This is a genomic window from Cribrihabitans pelagius (genome assembly GCF_048820915.1).
Lineage (GTDB): Bacteria > Pseudomonadota > Alphaproteobacteria > Rhodobacterales > Rhodobacteraceae > Cribrihabitans_A > Cribrihabitans_A pelagius.
The window spans coordinates 190,983-207,384 of record NZ_JBMERR010000005.1 but is presented as its reverse complement, the minus strand read 5'-3'; the positions used below and the strand labels follow the sequence as shown (position 1 = coordinate 207,384).

The following is a 16,402-nucleotide window of genomic DNA, read 5'->3' as shown; positions in this document are numbered from 1 at the left end:
ACGATCCGCTCGGGCTTGGCGGAATGTTCGGAAATAAACGATGCAATCTCGTCCGGATCCGAACTGGTTTCGCCGCGCGCCAGCACCTCGCCACCTTCATCGACAACACAGATCGACACGGATTTGACGGACACGTCCAGACCAACATAATGCAACATGGTCGTTCTCCTTCACGGCTGGTTTTGCTGAGGCCGATCTTATCGGACCTCGTTCGCCCTGGGAGAGCGGCCGCCGCAAACACACCATGTCAATCTCTGCGTATTTGCACGCAGCGCATTGTGCTCGACCCGCGGCTGGGCCCGGCGCATGATGGCAGCACTGAGCCTAGGGAGCAGCGGCAAATGGACAAGTCCCGGATGCAATACATCAAGGCATGGCAGCAAAGCTATGTGGATGAAGAGAAATTTGCGGGCAGCGCGCTGCTGATCCTCCGCCGCGGCGCGGAGTGCTATTTCCACGCCGCTGGCCTGCGCAACATCGAGCGCGGCTTGCCGTTCACCCGCGATACCGTCGTGCGGCTCTACTCGATGACCAAGCCGGTGACGTCCGTGGCGCTGATGATGCTCCTGGAACGCGGGCTGTTGCACCTCGACGCGCCGCTCAGCGCCTTCCTGCCAGAGTTCGCCGGCATGCAGGCGCTGGTCCCCGGCGCCACCCGTATTGATCAGACCGAACCCAGCCGAAGCCCGACGCTGCACCAGCTGCTGACCCACACCAGCGGCCTGAGCTACCCGTTCAACCCCGGCGTCCTGCCGGAGGCGATGGCGAAGCAGGACCTGCTGTTCAAGCCGGACCAGGGCGCGCTAGCAGACATGACCCGGCAGCTTGCCAGGCTGCCGCTGGCGTTTCAGCCCGGCAGCCGCTGGGAGTACTCCGTCTCGATTGACGTGGTCGGCCGGGTGATCGAGGTGGTCTCGGGCCAGCCGCTCGCCGAGTTCATCCGGGCCGAAATCCTGGAGCCCCTTGGCATGCAGGACACCGCTTTCCGCGTGCCGCCAGGGATTGGCGACAGATTCGCGTCCCTTTACACGCCGCTTGCTGGGGATGCGATGGCGCTGAACACCGCCGAGCTCGGCGACGCCCGGCTGCGGCTGGCAGATGCGCCCGGCGGGTCGCCGTTTGAATACGCAACCATGCACTCGGGCGGCGGCGGGCTGGTTGGCACTATAGACGACTACATGCGTTTCGCCGAAATGCTGCGCTGCCGCGGCGCGCGTGAGGGCGGCTTTCTCCTCAGTCCGCGGACCGTTGATTTCATGATGCAAAATCACTTGCCCGGCGAGATCGCCGCGATGGGCCCGCAGAGCTTTGCGGAACAGCCAATGGAGGGCATGGGCTTTGGCCTCGGCGGCGCCGTGGTGCTGGATCCGGCGCGGGCGCGCTGTCCGGGCTCGGTTGGCGATTTCAGCTGGGGCGGCATGGCGTCGACTTTCTTCTGGGTCGACCGTGCCCTGGATCTATCGGTGGTTTTCCTGACCCAGTTATCGCCCTCCAGCAGCTATCCCGCACGGCCGGAGTTGAAGGCGCTGGTGCACGGCGCTCTCACAGAGTAACGTCTTGGCTGCGGATCATATCCTGAAAGGCCGGTAAATGGTTGATACAGCGAAGAACCTCCTTGATCTGCTCGACCTCGAGGAGCTCGACACCAACCTCTACCGCGGCCAGGGCGCAGGCGGTGAAACCCCAACCCGCATTTACGGCGGCCAAGTCATCGCGCAGGCGCTGACCGCAGCCTATTCGACGGTGCCGGACCGGCCGTGCCACTCGCTGCATGCCTATTTTATCCGTCCCGGCGATCCGTCGCGGCCGGTGATCTATGAAGTCGATCCGGCGCGCGACGGTGGCAGCTTCACCACGCGGCGCGTCGTGGCGATGCAGAACGGCAAGCAGATCCTAAACCTTGCGGCATCATTCCATACGGCAGAATACGGCTGGGACCATCAGCACGACATGCCCGACGTGCCGCCGCCGGAAAGCCTGGTATCTCGCCACCAGCTGCTGCAGGAAAGCGCGCACCGGGTGGACGGCGGGAGACGGGCGGAATTCACCCGGCCGCGGCCTTTCGAGATCCGCGAAGTGGCGCCGCGCGATCCGCTGGAGCCGGACGCTGCCAGCGATGTCAATCACATGTGGATCCGGATGGAGGCCGCGAAGGGCGCGGATCCCAAGCTGCAGCATGTGCTGATGGCCTATGCGTCCGACTTCGGTCTCCTTGGCTCGGCGCTGCGGCCGCATGGGCTGACGTTCCACAATCCGCGCCAGATGACGGCGAGCCTGGATCACGCGATCTGGTTCCACGCGCCGGTGCAGTTCGAAAACTGGCATCTCTACACCATGGACTCGCCCTTTGCCGGAGGCGGCCGCGGTTTCAACCGGGGTGCCATCTATACCGAGGACGGCCGTCTGGCCGCCAGCGTCGCTCAAGAAGGCCTGATGCGGCCGTTGAAGCGGTGAACCGGCTGAAAACAGGGCTTTCAAGCGCCTTCCAGGTGCACGGCAGCTCTCTGACCCCGATAGATTTTACATAATACGGATTACAGGACTGAGTGCTGTTCAGGAATGTCACGCTTGCCTGCAATGAGAAAAAGCACGTTCAGCTGCTTTGAGGCATTGAAGCTCTCTGCTCAGACACGGCCGCCCGGTGGCCTTCAATTCGGAAAGGCACACCGTGTTCCGAGTGCCCGGCCGGGGCTCCGGTTTTGAGGTCTGCGCCCTGTCAGACTGCGCTCATGCCGGCGCCACCGGTGACATTCCTGCTTGTTGCAGCAGGCCCGCATTTGCGGAAATGCGCCCTGCGAAGCCTGCAGCGGGACACTTCGCCGGGTCACTGGTTCTTGCTTGCACCCGATCCGGAACCTGCGGTAACGTATTGTTAAACGGGGTTTATCCGCAGTATGCGCGCCCAATCGGCGTCACCAGCTTTGCATTTTTTCACGGGCACTCTTGCAGGGCTGGCTTTGCAGGATCGCAGACTCGAAGCGCATTCAGTTGGCTTTTATGCAAGCGTTTTGCGCAATTCCCTGCGTGCGACCTTGAACCAACGTCTTGGCGGCCTTTGCAGAAGCTTCAGGTCAGGGATCGCTATTCCCGGCGCGCACCTATTTCTGCGCAAGACGGCGCCTTTTCATTAACCATGCGAGACGTAAGCCCCTGATAATGTTTCAGAAAAAATGGCGATCGCGCGCCGGCGTTTACCACACTTTGAGACGCCTGGCCGAGCTGCGATTACTCCGGGCTTGCATATTTGGCTGCACAACGCGCCTAAGCGGAACCTTGGGACCGTCTTGCAAATTTGCGGCGCGCGCCGAAGCCCGCGCCGCAATAGCCTCGCATCAGAAGAAGGCCTGCAGCCCGGTCTGGGCCCGGCCCAGGATCAGCGCGTGCACATCGTGGGTGCCTTCGTAGGTGTTCACCGTTTCTAGGTTCACCATGTGGCGGATCACGTTAAACTCCAGGCTGATGCCGTTTCCGCCGTGCATGTCGCGGGCCATGCGGGCGATTTCCAGCGCCTTGCCGCAGTTGTTGCGCTTGACGATGGAGATCATTTCGGGCGCGGCGTTGGCCTCGTCCATCAGCCGGCCGACGCGCAGCGACGCCTGCAGGCCCAGGGTGATTTCGGTCTGCATATTGGCCAATTTAAGCTGGAAAAGCTGGGTGTTTGCCAGCGGGCGGCCGAACTGGCTGCGGTCCAGGCCGTATTGGCGTGCGGCGTGCCAGCAGGCCTCCGCGGCGCCCATTGCGCCCCAGCTGATGCCGTAGCGGGCGCGGTTCAGACAGCCAAACGGGCCTTTCAGGCCTTCCACATGCGGCAGCAGCGCGTCTTCGCCAACTTCGACGCCATCCATCACGATTTCGCCGGTGATTGAGGCGCGCAGGGAAGCCTTGTTCTGGATCTTCGGCGCGCTAAGTCCCTTCAGCCCTTTGTCGAGAACAAAGCCGCGGATCTTTCCGCCATGGGCTTCGGACTTCGCCCAGACCACGAAGACATCCGCGATCGGGGCGTTGGAGATCCACATCTTGGAGCCGGTAAGCTTATAGCCGCCCTCGGTTTTTTCCGCGCGCGTCTTCATGCCCGCGGGGTCGGAGCCGGCGTCCGGCTCGGTCAGGCCGAAGCAGCCGATCCACTCGCCCGAGGCCAGCTTCGGCAGGTATTTCATGCGCTGCTCTTCGCTGCCATAGGCGTAGATCGGATACATCACCAGCGAGCTTTGCACCGACATCATCGAGCGGTAGCCGCTGTCGACACGCTCCACCTCGCGGGCGACGAGGCCGTAAGACACGTAGCCGCCGCCCAGACCGCCGTATTGCTCGGGGATAGTGGTGCCCAGAAGGCCCATCTCGCCCATTTCGCGGAAGATCTCCGGGTCTGTTTCTTCGTTTTCATAAGCACTTAGCACGCGCGGCTGCAGTTTTTCCTGTGCGTAGGCGCGGGCCGAGGCGGCGATCATGCGCTCATCTTCGCTCAGCTGATCATCCAGCCGCAGCGGGTCGTCCCAGGTAAATCGGCCCAGGTCGGGCGCGTCCTTGGCGCGCAGTGCAGGTTTGTCGCTCATCGTGTTGTCCTCCAGGGTTTCTTGGGCCAGACCCTAGCCGCGGGTAAACGCAAAAAACAGCGAGACTTTTGCAAGCACCTATGACATAAGCTCATACATGGTGGCGCCGCGCAGATTTCTCCCCTCGATCTCCTCCCTTCGGGCGCTGGAAGCACTGGACCGGCTCGGCAGCGCGTCGGCCGCGGCGGCGGAGCTGTCGCTGACTCAAGGAGCAGTCAGCCGCCAGATTCAAACGCTTGAGCGGCAGTTGGGCCAGGATCTGGTGCAGCGGGACGGCAAGCGGCTGGGTTTGAGCCCGGCGGCCCGGGAGTATGCCGCTGAAATCCGGCAGGCGCTGCATCAGATCGTGCAATCCACTCTGCGTTTGCAGGCGGAACCGCTGGCCGGGACACTGAACCTCGCTATCCTGCCGGCCTTCGGGATGCGCTGGCTGATGCCGCGTCTGCCGGAGTTTGCGCGGCTGCATCCGGACGTGACCATCAACATGACGACCCGGCTGGAGCCATTCAACTTCGCTGTGGAACCATTTGATGCAGCAATACATTACGGGAATGCGCAGTGGCCGGGCACCGAAGCGCTGCTGCTGAAGCATGAGCAGCTTTTGCCGGTCTGCGCGCCTGCCTTGCTGGAGGGGCATGTATTGGGTGCGGCCGCAAGCCTGCTCAAGCTGCCGCTGCTGCACATCCAGACCCGGCCCAGGGCCTGGCGGGAATGGTTCGAGGGCCAGGGCGTGGGGCTGGCTTCCGATCCTGGCGGGACTTTCTATGATCAATTCGCAACCATCACCCAGGCCGCGCTGCATGGTTTGGGCGTTGCCTTGATGCCGGATTACCTGGTGGAGCAGGACCTGGCGACCGGGCGGCTGGTGGCGCTGTACCCGGAGCCGGTGGAGAGCGCGGGCGCCTATTACCTGGTCTGGCCGGAAGCGAAGGCCAAGGCCCCTGCCCTCGTCAAGTTCCGGGAATGGCTGGCCGGCAAGGCGCAGCCCGAGGACCCTCTGCCGCGTTGAGCGGCGTGGAAAATTTGGGGGTGCCACGTGTGCACTGCCTGTACACCCCCTGTGCACCGCCCGGTTCGGGAGGTGCTTTGGTCACGGCAGGCTGGCGCCCCGGCCCGGCTGTACTCAGCCCAGGGCGTAGCCCGCGCCGCGTACGGTGCGCACTGGGTCGGAGCCGCCGTGCTGGGTCAGCGCCTTGCGCAGCCGGCCGATATGCACATCGACGGTGCGGGTATCGACATAGATGTCGCGCCCCCAGACCCGGTCCAGGAGCTGCTCGCGGCTCCACACCCGGCCCGGCTTCTCCATGAAGGTGGAGAGCAGGCGGAACTCGGTCGGCCCGAGCTTCAGCGGCTGATCGGCGCGGCTCACCTTGTGGGTCTCGGAATCGAGCAGGATGTCCTCATATTCCAGCCGCATCCCCACGGTGGAGGGCCGCACCCGGCGCAGCTGGGTGCGTACCCGCGCCATCAGCTCGGCCACCGAATAGGGTTTCACAACGTAATCGTCGGCGCCGGTCTCAAGCCCGCGCACCTTGTCCACCTCCTCGGTGCGGGCGGAGAGCATGATGACGGGGATATTGCGGGTCTCGCTGCGCGCCTTCAGGCGGCGGCAGACCTCGATCCCGCTGAGGTTCGGCATCATCCAGTCCAGGATGAGGATGTCGGGCAGGTCTTCCTCTACCTTCAGAAGCGCTTCCTCGCCATCGGCGGCCTTCAGCACGCGGAAGCCGTCGGCTTCGAGGTTGTAGGCCAGCACCTCCCGCTGCGCCAGCTCGTCCTCGACCACCAGAACGCTGGGCTGTTCGGCGGCCATGGCTCAGAGCTCCTGCGGCGTGGTCGAGGTGGTGTCGGCCTTCTTGCGGTCTTCCTCCGGCTTCTCGCCGGTGACGAGGTAGACCACCTGTTCGGCAATCGAGGTCACGTGGTCGCCCATGCGTTCCGTATTCTTGGCGATGAAATGCAGGTGCATGCAGGCCGAGATGTTGCGCGGGTCTTCCATCATGTGGGTGAGGAATTCGCGGAACAGGGCGTTGTACATCTGGTCGACGTCGCGGTCGCGGCCGATCACGTCCCGGGCCAGTTCGGCATCGCGCTGAATGTAGGCGTCCAGCGCATCCTTCAGCATCCGCTCCACTTCGCGCGCCATCCGGCGCAGCGCCGCGGCGCCCTCGCTGATGTTGGGGCCCTGAACCAGCACACCGGTGCGTTTGGCCATGTTCTTGGCGTAGTCGCCGATGCGTTCGAGGTTGCCCGCGATCTTCATCACCGAGAGCACCAGCCGCAGGTCGGACGCGGTGGGCGAGCGCAGCGCGATCAGGCGGGCGGTTTCCTCGTTGATCAGCTCCTCCAGCCCGTCGATGGCCTTGTCGCCTTTGCGGACTTCCAGCGCCAGCTCCTGGTCGCGGGTTTCCAGCGCCTGGGCCGCGTCCTTGATGGCGGCTTCGACCATGCCGCCCATCTTCATGATCTGCGCCTGGATCGCCTCCAGGTCGCGGTCGAAGGCCGATGCGATATGCTGTTCTGACATGTCTGTTTCCTTCGCCTCAGCCGATGCGGCCGGTGATATAGCTTTCGGTGCGGGGATCTTCGGGGTTGGTGAAGATCTGCCCGGTGGGGCCGAATTCCACCAGATTGCCGAGGTGGAAGAAGGCGGTCTTCTGGCTGACGCGGGCGGCCTGCTGCATCGAGTGGGTGACGATCACCACCGAATAGCGGCTGCGCAGCTCGTCGATCAGCTCCTCCACCTGGGCGGTGGCAATCGGGTCCAGCGCCGAGCACGGCTCGTCCATCAGGAGCACTTCCGGCTCGGTCGCGACGGCACGCGCAATGCAGAGCCGCTGCTGCTGGCCGCCCGAAAGCCCGGTGCCCGGCGAGTCCAGACGGTCCTTCACCTCGTCCCAGATGGCGCCGCGGCGAAGGGATTTCTCAACGATCTCATCCAGTTCCGCCTTGTTCTTCGCAAGGCCATGGATCCGCGGCCCATAGGCCACGTTGTCATAGATCGACTTCGGGAACGGGTTCGGTTTCTGGAACACCATGCCAACCTTGGCGCGCAGCTGCACCGGGTCGACGCGCTTGTCGTAGATGTCCTCGCCATCCAGGAGGATGTCACCCTTCACCCGGCAGATGTCGATGGTGTCGTTCATCCGGTTGAGGCAGCGCAGGAAGGTGGACTTGCCGCAGCCCGAGGGGCCGATGAAGGCGGTGACGGTCTTGTCCTCGATCTCCACGCTCACGTCCTTGATGGCATGGGAGTCGGCGTAATAGACGTTCACGTCCTTGGCGGCGATCTTGATGTCTTGGGTGTCCATGGAATTTCCCATCACGGTCATGTCGTTCATGTCTATGCCCTCTTACCAGCGGCGTTCGAAGCGGCGGCGCAGGATCACCGCGATCGTGTTCATCGTCACCAGGAAAACCAGCAGGATGATGATGCCGCCCCAGGCGCGCTCGTAAAAGGCCGGATCGGCGCGTTTGGCCCATTCGTAGATCTGCGCGGGCATCGCGGAGTTTGGCGACAAGAGGCCTTCGGACAGGCTTTCGGGCGCGTTAGAGGCGATGAAGCCGACCATGCCGATCAACAAGAGCGGCGCGGTCTCCCCCAAGGCCTGCGCCAGGCCGATGATGGTGCCGGTCAGGATGCCGGGCGCGGCCAGCGGCAGCACGTGGTGGAACACCGACTGCATCTTGGAGGCGCCGACGCCAAGGGCGGCGTCGCGGATCGACGGCGGCACTGCTTTCAGTGAAGCGCGGGTGGAGATGATGATGGTCGGCAGCGTCATCAGCGTGAGCACCAGACCGCCCACCAGCGGCGCCGACATCGGCAGGTGCATGTAGTTGATGAAGACCGCAAGGCCCAGGATACCAAACACGATGGAGGGCACCGCGGCGAGGTTGGAGATGTTCACCTCGATCATGTCGGTGATCCAGTTCCGCGGCGCGAACTCCTCAAGATAGATCGAGGCCGCAACCCCGATCGGCAGCGCCAGTACCAGCACCACCAGCATCATAAACAGCGAACCGAGCATCGCCACCCCCATGCCCGCCGCTTCGGGGCGGGCATCGGAGGCGTCGGCGCCAAGGATGAACGCGGGGTTGAAGGTCTTTTCCAGAACGCCCGCTTCGGCCAGCCGGTCCACGAGGTCCAGCTGCGCGGCGGAAATGCTCTTGTCGTTGGCAATGCTGTCGCGGCTGACCCGGCCCTTCATGTAGCCATCGACCCGGCCGGAGGCGAGAAAGCGGAATTCCACCGTCTCGCCGATCTGATCGGGGTTGGCGAGCACGTAGCCGCGCAGCTGCGCGGCGGCGTCCTTGGACAGGATGCCGGTCAGCTCCTTGGACTTGAGCCCGGTGTCCAGGCCCAGCTCCTCAACCTTGCCGGCGACCGCCTCCTTAATGATCGGGGCATAGCCGAAGGTGGTGACCTTCTTGATCTCCTCGATATCGCGGTTGCCCTTTTTGTCGAGCTTGCTTTCCAGAAGCTCCACTTCCAGCGTGACGAAGGTCTGCTGAAAAGCGCCCAGCCCCTTGCCGAGGATGGTGGTGACCAGGATCACCAGCATGAGCAGCCCCACCGCAATGGCGGCGATACCATAGGCCTTGAAGCGGGTCTCGGCGGCGTTGCGCCTGCGGGTGCGGTCGGTCGGCTCCAGCAGCGAACCGCCGTGGCGGGAGTTGTCTGCCGGCGCAGGCGCGCCGCTGTTCTGGCTGAAGTCGGTCATTATTCGTACTGCTCCCGGTATTTGCGCACGATGTAGAGGGCCAGGATGTTGAGCCCGAGGGTCAGGACGAAGAGCGTCAGGCCCAGGGCAAAGGCGACCAGGGTTTCGGGGCTGGCGAAATCGGTGTCGCCGGTCAGCTGGCTGACGATGCGGGTGGTGATCGTGGTCATCGACTCCAGCGGGTTGAGCGAGAACTTGGCAATCGCCCCTGCCCCCATCACCACGATCATGGTCTCGCCGATGGCACGCGAGGCCGCCAGCAGCACCGCGCCGACGATGCCGGGAAGTGCTGCCGGCAGAACCACCTGGCGCACGGTTTCCGAGCGGGTGGCGCCAAGGCCCAGCGAGCCGTCGCGCATCGCCTGCGGCACCGCGTTGATGATGTCATCGGACAGCGAGGAAACAAAGGGGATCAGCATGATGCCCATCACCAGCCCCGCGGTCAGCACCGAGGTCGCGCCCGACATCCACTCGACCCCCAGAAAACCGCCCTTGGCAAAGACATTGGCCAGCGCCGGCCCGACGGTCAGCAGCGCAAACAACCCGTAGACGATGGTCGGAATGCCCGCCAGGATCTCCAGCAGCGGCTTGGCGATCGCGCGCACCGCGCCAGAGGCGTATTCCGACAGGTAGATGGCTGCAAACAACCCCACAGGCACTGCCACCAGAAGGGCGATGAAGGAGATGTAGAGCGTGCCCCAGAGAAGCGGCAGGATCGACAGTTCGCTGCCGCCGCGGAAGTTTGGCGCCCAGGTGCCGCCTAAAAAGAAGTCGCTCCAGGAATGCAGGCGGAAGAAGTTGCCGGTCTCGAACAGCATCGACAGCACGATGCCCACGGTGGTCAGGATCGCAAGCGAAGCGGCCAGGATCAGCAGGCCGAGGATGCCGCGTTCCACCACGTTGCGGGCGCGGAAGTCCTTGTGGGTCTTGCCATAAGCCACGGCAAATCCGCCAAGCGCCAGCAGCACAACCACAACCGACATTGCAAGTCTGCCGGTCCGGGTCAGGCTGCGGTAGGCCTGGGCGGCGCGCAGCACTTCGGGGCGCACCTCGGAGCCAAGCGCGACGCCAACATCACCCAGGCGGGCGCGGATGTCGGTATCGGAGCTGTCCAGCGCCCGCGCTTCCTTGCCGGTCAGCACGCCCCGCTCCACCGCAACGTCCAGCCCGTCGGCCAGGCGGCGCACGTCGGACATCACCAGCCCGCGGCTGGTACTTTCCGGGATCATCTCTTGCGGGATCATGCCGGAGACACGGCTCTCGACAAAGATTGGCTGCGCCAGCAGCCAGACCGCGAGCACCGCCAACGCGGGCACCAGCGCGGTCAGGGCGACGTTGGAGCCGTAGTAGGAGGGCAGCGAATGCAGGGCTTTGGCATCGCCCCCGGCTGTCGCGAGGGCCCGGCGGCGGCCCAGCATGAAGCCGGCCGCGGCGAGCGCAAGCACGAGAATGACAAGCCAGAGTATAGGCATGAAGGGCTCCGTTTGACGGGTGCAGAGTTGGGTGCGGAACAGGTCCGCTGAAATGCAGGACCGGGGCGGATCAAAATCCGCCCCGGTCCGGTTCGGTGTTCCGCGGGGCGCTTAGGACTGGCCGCCCAGAACGGTTTCATTGGCAACGGTTTCCTGGGTTTCCGCCAGTTCCGGATCGGCCACCAGGCCGTATTCGGCCAGCGGGCCGTCGGGGCCTGCGACCTCGTCAGCGACGAAGAATTCGGCATATTCCTTCAGGCCCGGGATCACCCCGATGTGGGCTTTCTTCACGTAGAAGAACAGCGGCCGCGAGACCGGGTATTCGCCGGTTGCGATGCTCTCGGTCGAGGGGGTCACACCGGACATGGTGGCAACCTGAAGCTTGTCGGTGTTGTTCTCGTAGAAAGCCAGGCCGAAGACGCCGATACCGTCCTTGTTGCTCTCGATGCGGGCCAGGGTTTCGGTGTAGTCGCCGTCGATGTCGACCGACTTGCCGTCGGTGCGCAGAGAAATACAGGCCTTCTCGGCCGCTTTCTCGTCGCCCCCGTTGGCCTCCATGTGGGCCTCGAAGGCGCCGGTTTCCTCGCAGCCGGCCAGGATCACCTTGTCCTCGAAGACTTCGCGGGTGCCGTGTTTGGTGCCGGGGATGAAAGCCTGGATATCGGCTTCAGCGAATTCCGGGTTCACGTCGGCCCAGGTGGTGTTCGGGTTGTCCGCCAGCTCGCCGTCCACCAGCACTTTGTCCGACAGCGCCAGGAACCAGTCGGCCGGAGTGAACTCATAAGCTTCGCCGTTGATGTCGGAGGCAAAGACGATGCCGTCATAGCCGACGCGCACTTCGATGATGTCGGTCACGCCGTTTTCGGCGCAGGCGGCGACCTCGGAGTCCTTGATCTTGCGCGAGGCATTCGCGATGTCGATGGTGTTCTCGCCGACGCCCTCGCAGAAGCGCTTCAGGCCGGCCGAGGAGCCGCCCGATTCAACAACGGGGGTCGGGAAGTCGAAATTCTCGCCAAAGGCTTCTGCCACGATCGACGCATAAGGCAGCACCGTCGAGGAGCCGGCCACCTGGACCTGGTCCCGGGCGGCGGCTGCGGTGGCCGATACGGCGGAAATTGCCAATGCGGATGCGGTCAGTTTCACAAAGGACATCTCAGTCTCCTTGAGTTTCTATTTCCGGTCACCTGCCGGTAACCTTGGCGCCTCTCCTAAAAGCCGGGCATGTGGCTTTTGTGACGCCAGTGTAACAGCTTCATGACAAAGACGGCAGGGCGGCAGGTTTTTGTGACAATGGATGAAGCGCGAAATCTTGCCGCGGGCCGCGCTTGCCCGTGTCACTTCGGCAAAATCACCGTGAAATCAGAGCCCTGCCCCGGCGTGCTCTCCATCCGCAGGCGGCCGCGGTGGCGGTTGACGATATGTTTGACAATCGCGAGCCCCAGCCCGGTGCCGCCCAGCTCGCGCGAGCGGTGGCTGTCGGCGCGGTAGAACCGCTCGGTCAGGCGCGGCAGATGCGCCGGATCGATTCCCGGCCCGTCGTCCTGCACCGCCACGCTGGCGGCAGCGCAGCGCAAGCCGGGATCGCGCGCGGTCTCGCTGAGGATCACCCGGACCCCGCCGCCGCCGCCGTATTTGATTGCGTTCTCGACCAGATTGGTGAAGACCTGCTGCAGCTGGTCGGGGTCGCCCGTCACCGTGACCGGTGCCTCCGGCGCGTCCAGATGCAACGTGCTGCCCGCGGCCTCTGCCACCGGGCCCAACGTCTTCAGCGTCGAAGTGATATGCGCGCGCAGGTCGACCTGTTCCTTGGGGCGCACCCGTTCCTCGCTTTCCACCCGGTTCAGCGACAGGAGGTCTCCCACCAGCCGGTTCATCCGGCTCGCCTCGCCCTCCATGATGGCAAGGAAGCGGTCGCGCGCCGCCGCATCATCGCGGGCGGCCCCGCGCAGGGTCTCGATGAAGCCGATCAGCGCGGTCAAGGGCGTACGCAGCTCGTGGCTGACGTTGGCGACAAAGTCGCGCCGCATCTGGCCCGCCTGCTCACGTTCCGAGACATCCTCGAAACAGGCAAGAACAGCCCCTGCATTCACTGCTCCGATGCCGGGCACATAGCGCAGGGTGACATTGAAACTGGCGTCCTGTGCTCCGTCGCTGGCCATGTGGCGCGCGGTGAGCGGCTGGCGCTCGCGCAGGCAGGTCTCGATCGCGGCAGACACGCGGGGCTGGCGCAGGATGGTGGCGAAATGGCGGCCCAGAATGCTGCTGCCCAGAAGTGCGAGCCCATCCGCATTGGCGGCAATGAACCGCTCGGTCTGGTCGACCATCACCGCGGGCATCGGCACCGCCGCCAGAAACCCGTCGATCAACTCCCTTGTCATGGTGCCTCCTGCCTCCGCCTGCCCGGTTCCGGCCCGTGTTAGAGACGTAATGCAACCGCTGGATGACAGAAACGTGCCCTGCCCGCCGCTGGCCTCTCCGCCGCGTGGTGGCGCGCTTACAGCGGCTTCAGCTCGCTGCGGAAGCGGCGCATGTTTTCCTGGTAGTGCAGCGCGCTTTGGCGCAGCTTCTCTTCCAGCGCGGCATCCACCGTGCGCACCACCTTGCCCGGCGCGCCCATCACCAGGGAATTGTCGGGGATTTCCTTGTTCTCGGTGATCAGGGCGCCCGCGCCGATCAGGCAGTTCTTGCCGATCTTGGCACCGTTCAGCACGGTTGCGCCCATGCCGATCAGGGTGTTCTCGCCGATGGTGCAGCCATGCAGCATCACCTTGTGACCGATGGTGCAGCCCGCGCCCACGGTGAGCGGATAGCCTGCATCGATATGCATCACCACGTTTTCCTGCACGTTGGCGCCCTTGCAGATGCGGATTTCCTCGTGGTCGGCGCGGATGGTGACGCCAAACCAGACCGAGGCGCCCGCCTCCAGCACCACCTGGCCGATCAGGTTGGCATCGGGGGCAACCCAAGTGTCTTCGTGAATCTGCGGACGATGGTCTGCTAGCGCGTAAAGGGTCATGACTGTTCCTCGAACTGGGTTTGCAGGGCGCGCACATGCTCCTGCAGCTTGGGCTGCTGGATCCGGCGCATGCGTTCGGCCTCGACGATGGTTTTCAGCCTGGCCTCGGTCTCGTCCAGATCATCATTCACCAGAACATAGTCATAATAGCCCCAGTGGCTGATTTCGTCCCAGCTCTTCATCATCCGCTTGGCGATCACCTCGTCGCTGTCCTGGGCGCGGGTTTCAAGGCGGCGGCGCAGTTCGGCGATCGACGGCGGCAGAATGAATATCGACAACGCATGCTTGCCGAGGTCGGAATTGCGGATCTGGATCTCGCCCTGCCAGTCGACGTCGAACAGAACGTCCTCGCCTGCCTCGATGGTGTCCTTCACGGGGCCTGCGGGGGAGCCGTAGAAATTGCCGAAGACATGGGCGTGCTCCAGCATTTCGCCCTTGCCGACCTGTTGTTTGAACTCGTCCTCGGACAGAAAGTAATACTCGCGCCCATGTTCCTCTCCCGGGCGCGGTGCGCGGGTGGTGGCGGAGACCGAGAACTTCAGCCCCGGATCCCAGGCCATCAGCCGCCGCGCCAGGGTGGACTTGCCCGCGCCGGAGGGCGACGACAGGATGATCAGCAGTCCGCGCCGGTTTGCCATGGCGTTCTCTCCTTCATTCAATGTTCTGCACCTGCTCGCGCATCTGGTCGATCAAGGTTTTGAGTTCCAGCCCCGTTTCCGTCAACCGGCTGTCCTGCGATTTGGAGCAGAGCGTGTTGGCTTCGCGGTTGAATTCCTGCATCAGGAAGTCCAGCTTGCGCCCCACTGCGCCGCCCTTGGCGAGCAGCCCGCGCGCCGCTTCGACATGGGCGCCAAGCCGGTCCAGTTCCTCGCTCACATCGGCCTTCACCGCGATCAGCGCCAGTTCCTGCGCAACACGGGCCGGATCGGCGCCCTCGGCATTGTCGAGCACCCGGGCGAGATTTGCCTTCAGCGCCTCCGCCACCTTGTCCTTGCGGGCATCGGCGCGGCTCGCGGCCTCCGCAGTCAGCGCCTCTATCCCGTCGAGCCGTTCCTGCAGCAGAACGGCCAGCGCGGCGCCCTCGGCTTCACGCATTTGCACGAATTCCGCCACAAGGGTTTCCAATTCCTTGCTCAGAAGCGCCACCAGCGGCGCCGGGTCGTCCTCGCCTGCCGCCTGTTCCGCAACACCCCGGATGGCGAGGATTTCGGCCGCGGAGGCCGGCCGCACCGCGGCGTGATTGTGGTCTGCCGCCGCCTTCACTTCGGCGAGCGCCGCCATCACCGAGTCGAGCACGGCGCGGTTCACCTGCACCTGGCCTGCGCCCTCCTCGCTGCGGCTGATGCGCAGCGTGAGCGAGACATTGCCCCGCGCCAGCGCCTTGCCCAGATAGCTGCGGATATGGGCTTCGAGCCCTTCCAGCCAGTCCGGCACCCGCAGGCGCAGATCCAGCCCCTTGGCGTTGACCGAGCGTATCTCCCAGCTCCAGGAATGTGCCCCGGCGCTGCCCTGGGCGGAGGCGAAGGCGGTCATGCTGCGGATCGTCATAAGGCGGTGCTTTCTGTTGCCGGCGGTGTGCCCTGATCTACTGTCTCCAAAGTATAGCGCGCAAGATCAAACGGATGGAGGCGGCTGCCCAAATCGTTAACCATTGATTAAGGAAGTAGTCCAAAGTTTAGTAAGATTGTGTCATATTAACTCCAGGGTAACCATTCCGGCATTATTCCTTAAGCTGCGGCAAGCTGCTGACAGGCCGAATAAATCCCGGAAGAGACGAGGGAACGGACATGATTTTTGGCGGCCGCACCACTACAGGCAAGACCACGGGTCAAGAAAAGGTTGTTTCGATGGACCGCTTTCGTCATCGCGGGTCATTGTCGCCGCTGCGCCAGGCCGAGGCCTACTGGACCGCGCTGCGCCGGGGTGACGACGTGCCGTCCCGCTCGCAGATCGATCCGCGCGGGCTGGAGAACATCCTCAGCCAGACCTTCATCCTGGAGCGCATCGCGCCGGGCATCTCGCGCTTCCGTCTTGCCGGGTCCAACGTGAACGAGCTGGCCGGCATGGAGGTGCGCGGCATGCCGATCACCGCCTTCTTCACCACCGACGCCCGCAAGCAGCTGAGCTCGGCGATGGAGCACATGTTCGACACGCCCGCCATTGTGGAGCTGTCGCTGCAGATCGAAACACCGCGCCGCAGCGCCCCGCGGCCCGCGCATATGCTGCTGCTGCCGCTGCGCAGCGACCTTGGCGACATCAGCCGGGCGCTGGGGGTGCTGGTGGCGGATGAGTATACCGCGGGCAGCTCGCAGCGGTTCTCGATCTCCTCGATCGAGATGCGCAGCATCGGCAAGGCCGGGGGCGCGCCGGAGTTCAAGGCCAAGCCGCGTGCCGGCAGCCCTGAAGCGGCACCGTCCAAGGCAGGCGCGGCACCGGCTGATGTGAACAGCCCGAACCCCGGCTTTGCCGAAACCCAAGCCCGCTTTGCGCCGGAACGCTCCATCCTGGAAGAAGCCCGCGCCCTGCTCGACCGCACCACCGGCAAGAGGCCCGGCAAGGATGCGCCCGCGGCAAAGCCCGAGGATGGCAGCGCCAAGCGCGGCGGGCATCTGCGGCTGGTGGTCAGCCGCGACTAAGGCG

The 16,402-nt window shown here is 64.3% G+C and carries 15 protein-coding genes; 4 read left to right on the top strand and 11 right to left on the bottom strand.

Annotated features, from left to right (window positions below; genetic code table 11):
• Positions 1 to 341 precede the first annotated feature (341 nt).
• Positions 342 to 1,553, top strand: coding sequence for a serine hydrolase domain-containing protein (locus ACOHX0_RS06670; protein ID WP_420675907.1), 1,212 nt, complete (start codon positions 342 to 344; stop codon positions 1,551 to 1,553).
• Positions 1,554 to 1,590: 37 nt separating this feature from the next.
• Complete coding sequence (locus tag ACOHX0_RS06665) at positions 1,591 to 2,454, top strand: acyl-CoA thioesterase (RefSeq protein WP_420675906.1); 864 nt, start codon at positions 1,591 to 1,593, stop codon at positions 2,452 to 2,454.
• An 878-nt stretch (positions 2,455 to 3,332) separates the two neighbouring features.
• Here ACOHX0_RS06665 and ACOHX0_RS06660 read toward each other — a convergent pair.
• Positions 3,333 to 4,553 (bottom strand): acyl-CoA dehydrogenase, encoded by a 1,221-nt coding sequence (locus tag ACOHX0_RS06660; protein WP_420663968.1) that lies wholly within the window; start codon positions 4,551 to 4,553, stop codon positions 3,333 to 3,335.
• Between the two features lie 97 nt (positions 4,554 to 4,650).
• Here ACOHX0_RS06660 and ACOHX0_RS06655 point away from each other — a divergent pair, with 97 nt between their 5' ends.
• Positions 4,651 to 5,562, top strand: a complete 912-nt coding sequence (locus ACOHX0_RS06655; protein ID WP_420675905.1) for a LysR family transcriptional regulator — start codon at positions 4,651 to 4,653, stop codon at positions 5,560 to 5,562.
• A gap of 114 nt (positions 5,563 to 5,676) precedes the next feature.
• Here the strand turns inward: ACOHX0_RS06655 and phoB are convergent, their stop codons facing one another.
• From phoB to ACOHX0_RS06605, 10 genes are all read right to left on the bottom strand, one after another.
• Positions 5,677 to 6,366, bottom strand: a complete 690-nt coding sequence (gene phoB / locus ACOHX0_RS06650; RefSeq protein ID WP_420675904.1) for a phosphate regulon transcriptional regulator PhoB — start codon at positions 6,364 to 6,366, stop codon at positions 5,677 to 5,679.
• Between the two features lie 3 nt (positions 6,367 to 6,369).
• Positions 6,370 to 7,119: a phosphate signaling complex protein PhoU gene (gene phoU, locus ACOHX0_RS06645; protein ID WP_420675912.1), complete on the bottom strand. Its 750-nt coding sequence runs from the start codon at positions 7,117 to 7,119 to the stop codon at positions 6,370 to 6,372.
• A complete protein-coding gene (pstB, locus tag ACOHX0_RS06640; RefSeq protein WP_420675903.1) occupies positions 7,097 to 7,894 on the bottom strand; it encodes a phosphate ABC transporter ATP-binding protein PstB in 798 nt (265 codons plus the stop codon). Before pstB ends, phoU begins: the two co-directional genes overlap by 23 nt.
• Positions 7,895 to 7,906: 12 nt before the next feature.
• Positions 7,907 to 9,274, bottom strand: a complete 1,368-nt coding sequence (gene pstA / locus ACOHX0_RS06635) for a phosphate ABC transporter permease PstA (RefSeq protein ID WP_420675902.1) — start codon at positions 9,272 to 9,274, stop codon at positions 7,907 to 7,909.
• Entirely contained in the window at positions 9,274 to 10,746 is a 1,473-nt protein-coding gene (pstC, locus tag ACOHX0_RS06630) for a phosphate ABC transporter permease subunit PstC (protein WP_420675901.1), read from the bottom strand. The genes pstA and pstC overlap by 1 nt, the downstream gene beginning before the upstream one ends.
• Positions 10,747 to 10,857: 111 nt before the next feature.
• Positions 10,858 to 11,898: a substrate-binding domain-containing protein gene (locus ACOHX0_RS06625; protein WP_420675900.1), complete on the bottom strand. Its 1,041-nt coding sequence runs from the start codon at positions 11,896 to 11,898 to the stop codon at positions 10,858 to 10,860.
• Positions 11,899 to 12,080: 182 nt separating this feature from the next.
• Positions 12,081 to 13,124 carry a sensor histidine kinase gene (locus tag ACOHX0_RS06620; RefSeq protein ID WP_420675899.1) on the bottom strand — a complete coding sequence of 348 codons (1,044 nt, stop codon included), beginning with the start codon at positions 13,122 to 13,124 and terminating at the stop codon, positions 12,081 to 12,083.
• A gap of 116 nt (positions 13,125 to 13,240) precedes the next feature.
• Positions 13,241 to 13,762, bottom strand: coding sequence for a gamma carbonic anhydrase family protein (locus tag ACOHX0_RS06615; protein WP_420675898.1), 522 nt, complete (start codon positions 13,760 to 13,762; stop codon positions 13,241 to 13,243).
• The gene (gmk, locus tag ACOHX0_RS06610; RefSeq protein ID WP_420675897.1) at positions 13,759 to 14,400 is read right to left on the bottom strand and encodes a guanylate kinase; all 642 of its coding nucleotides are present in this window, start codon (positions 14,398 to 14,400) and stop codon (positions 13,759 to 13,761) included. Before gmk ends, ACOHX0_RS06615 begins: the two co-directional genes overlap by 4 nt.
• Positions 14,401 to 14,413: 13 nt before the next feature.
• The gene (locus ACOHX0_RS06605) at positions 14,414 to 15,310 is read right to left on the bottom strand and encodes a YicC/YloC family endoribonuclease (protein ID WP_420675896.1); all 897 of its coding nucleotides are present in this window, start codon (positions 15,308 to 15,310) and stop codon (positions 14,414 to 14,416) included.
• 239 nt (positions 15,311 to 15,549) lie between these two features.
• Here ACOHX0_RS06605 and ACOHX0_RS06600 point away from each other — a divergent pair, with 239 nt between their 5' ends.
• A complete protein-coding gene (locus ACOHX0_RS06600; protein WP_420675895.1) occupies positions 15,550 to 16,398 on the top strand; it encodes a PAS domain-containing protein in 849 nt (282 codons plus the stop codon).
• Positions 16,399 to 16,402 lie beyond the last annotated feature (4 nt).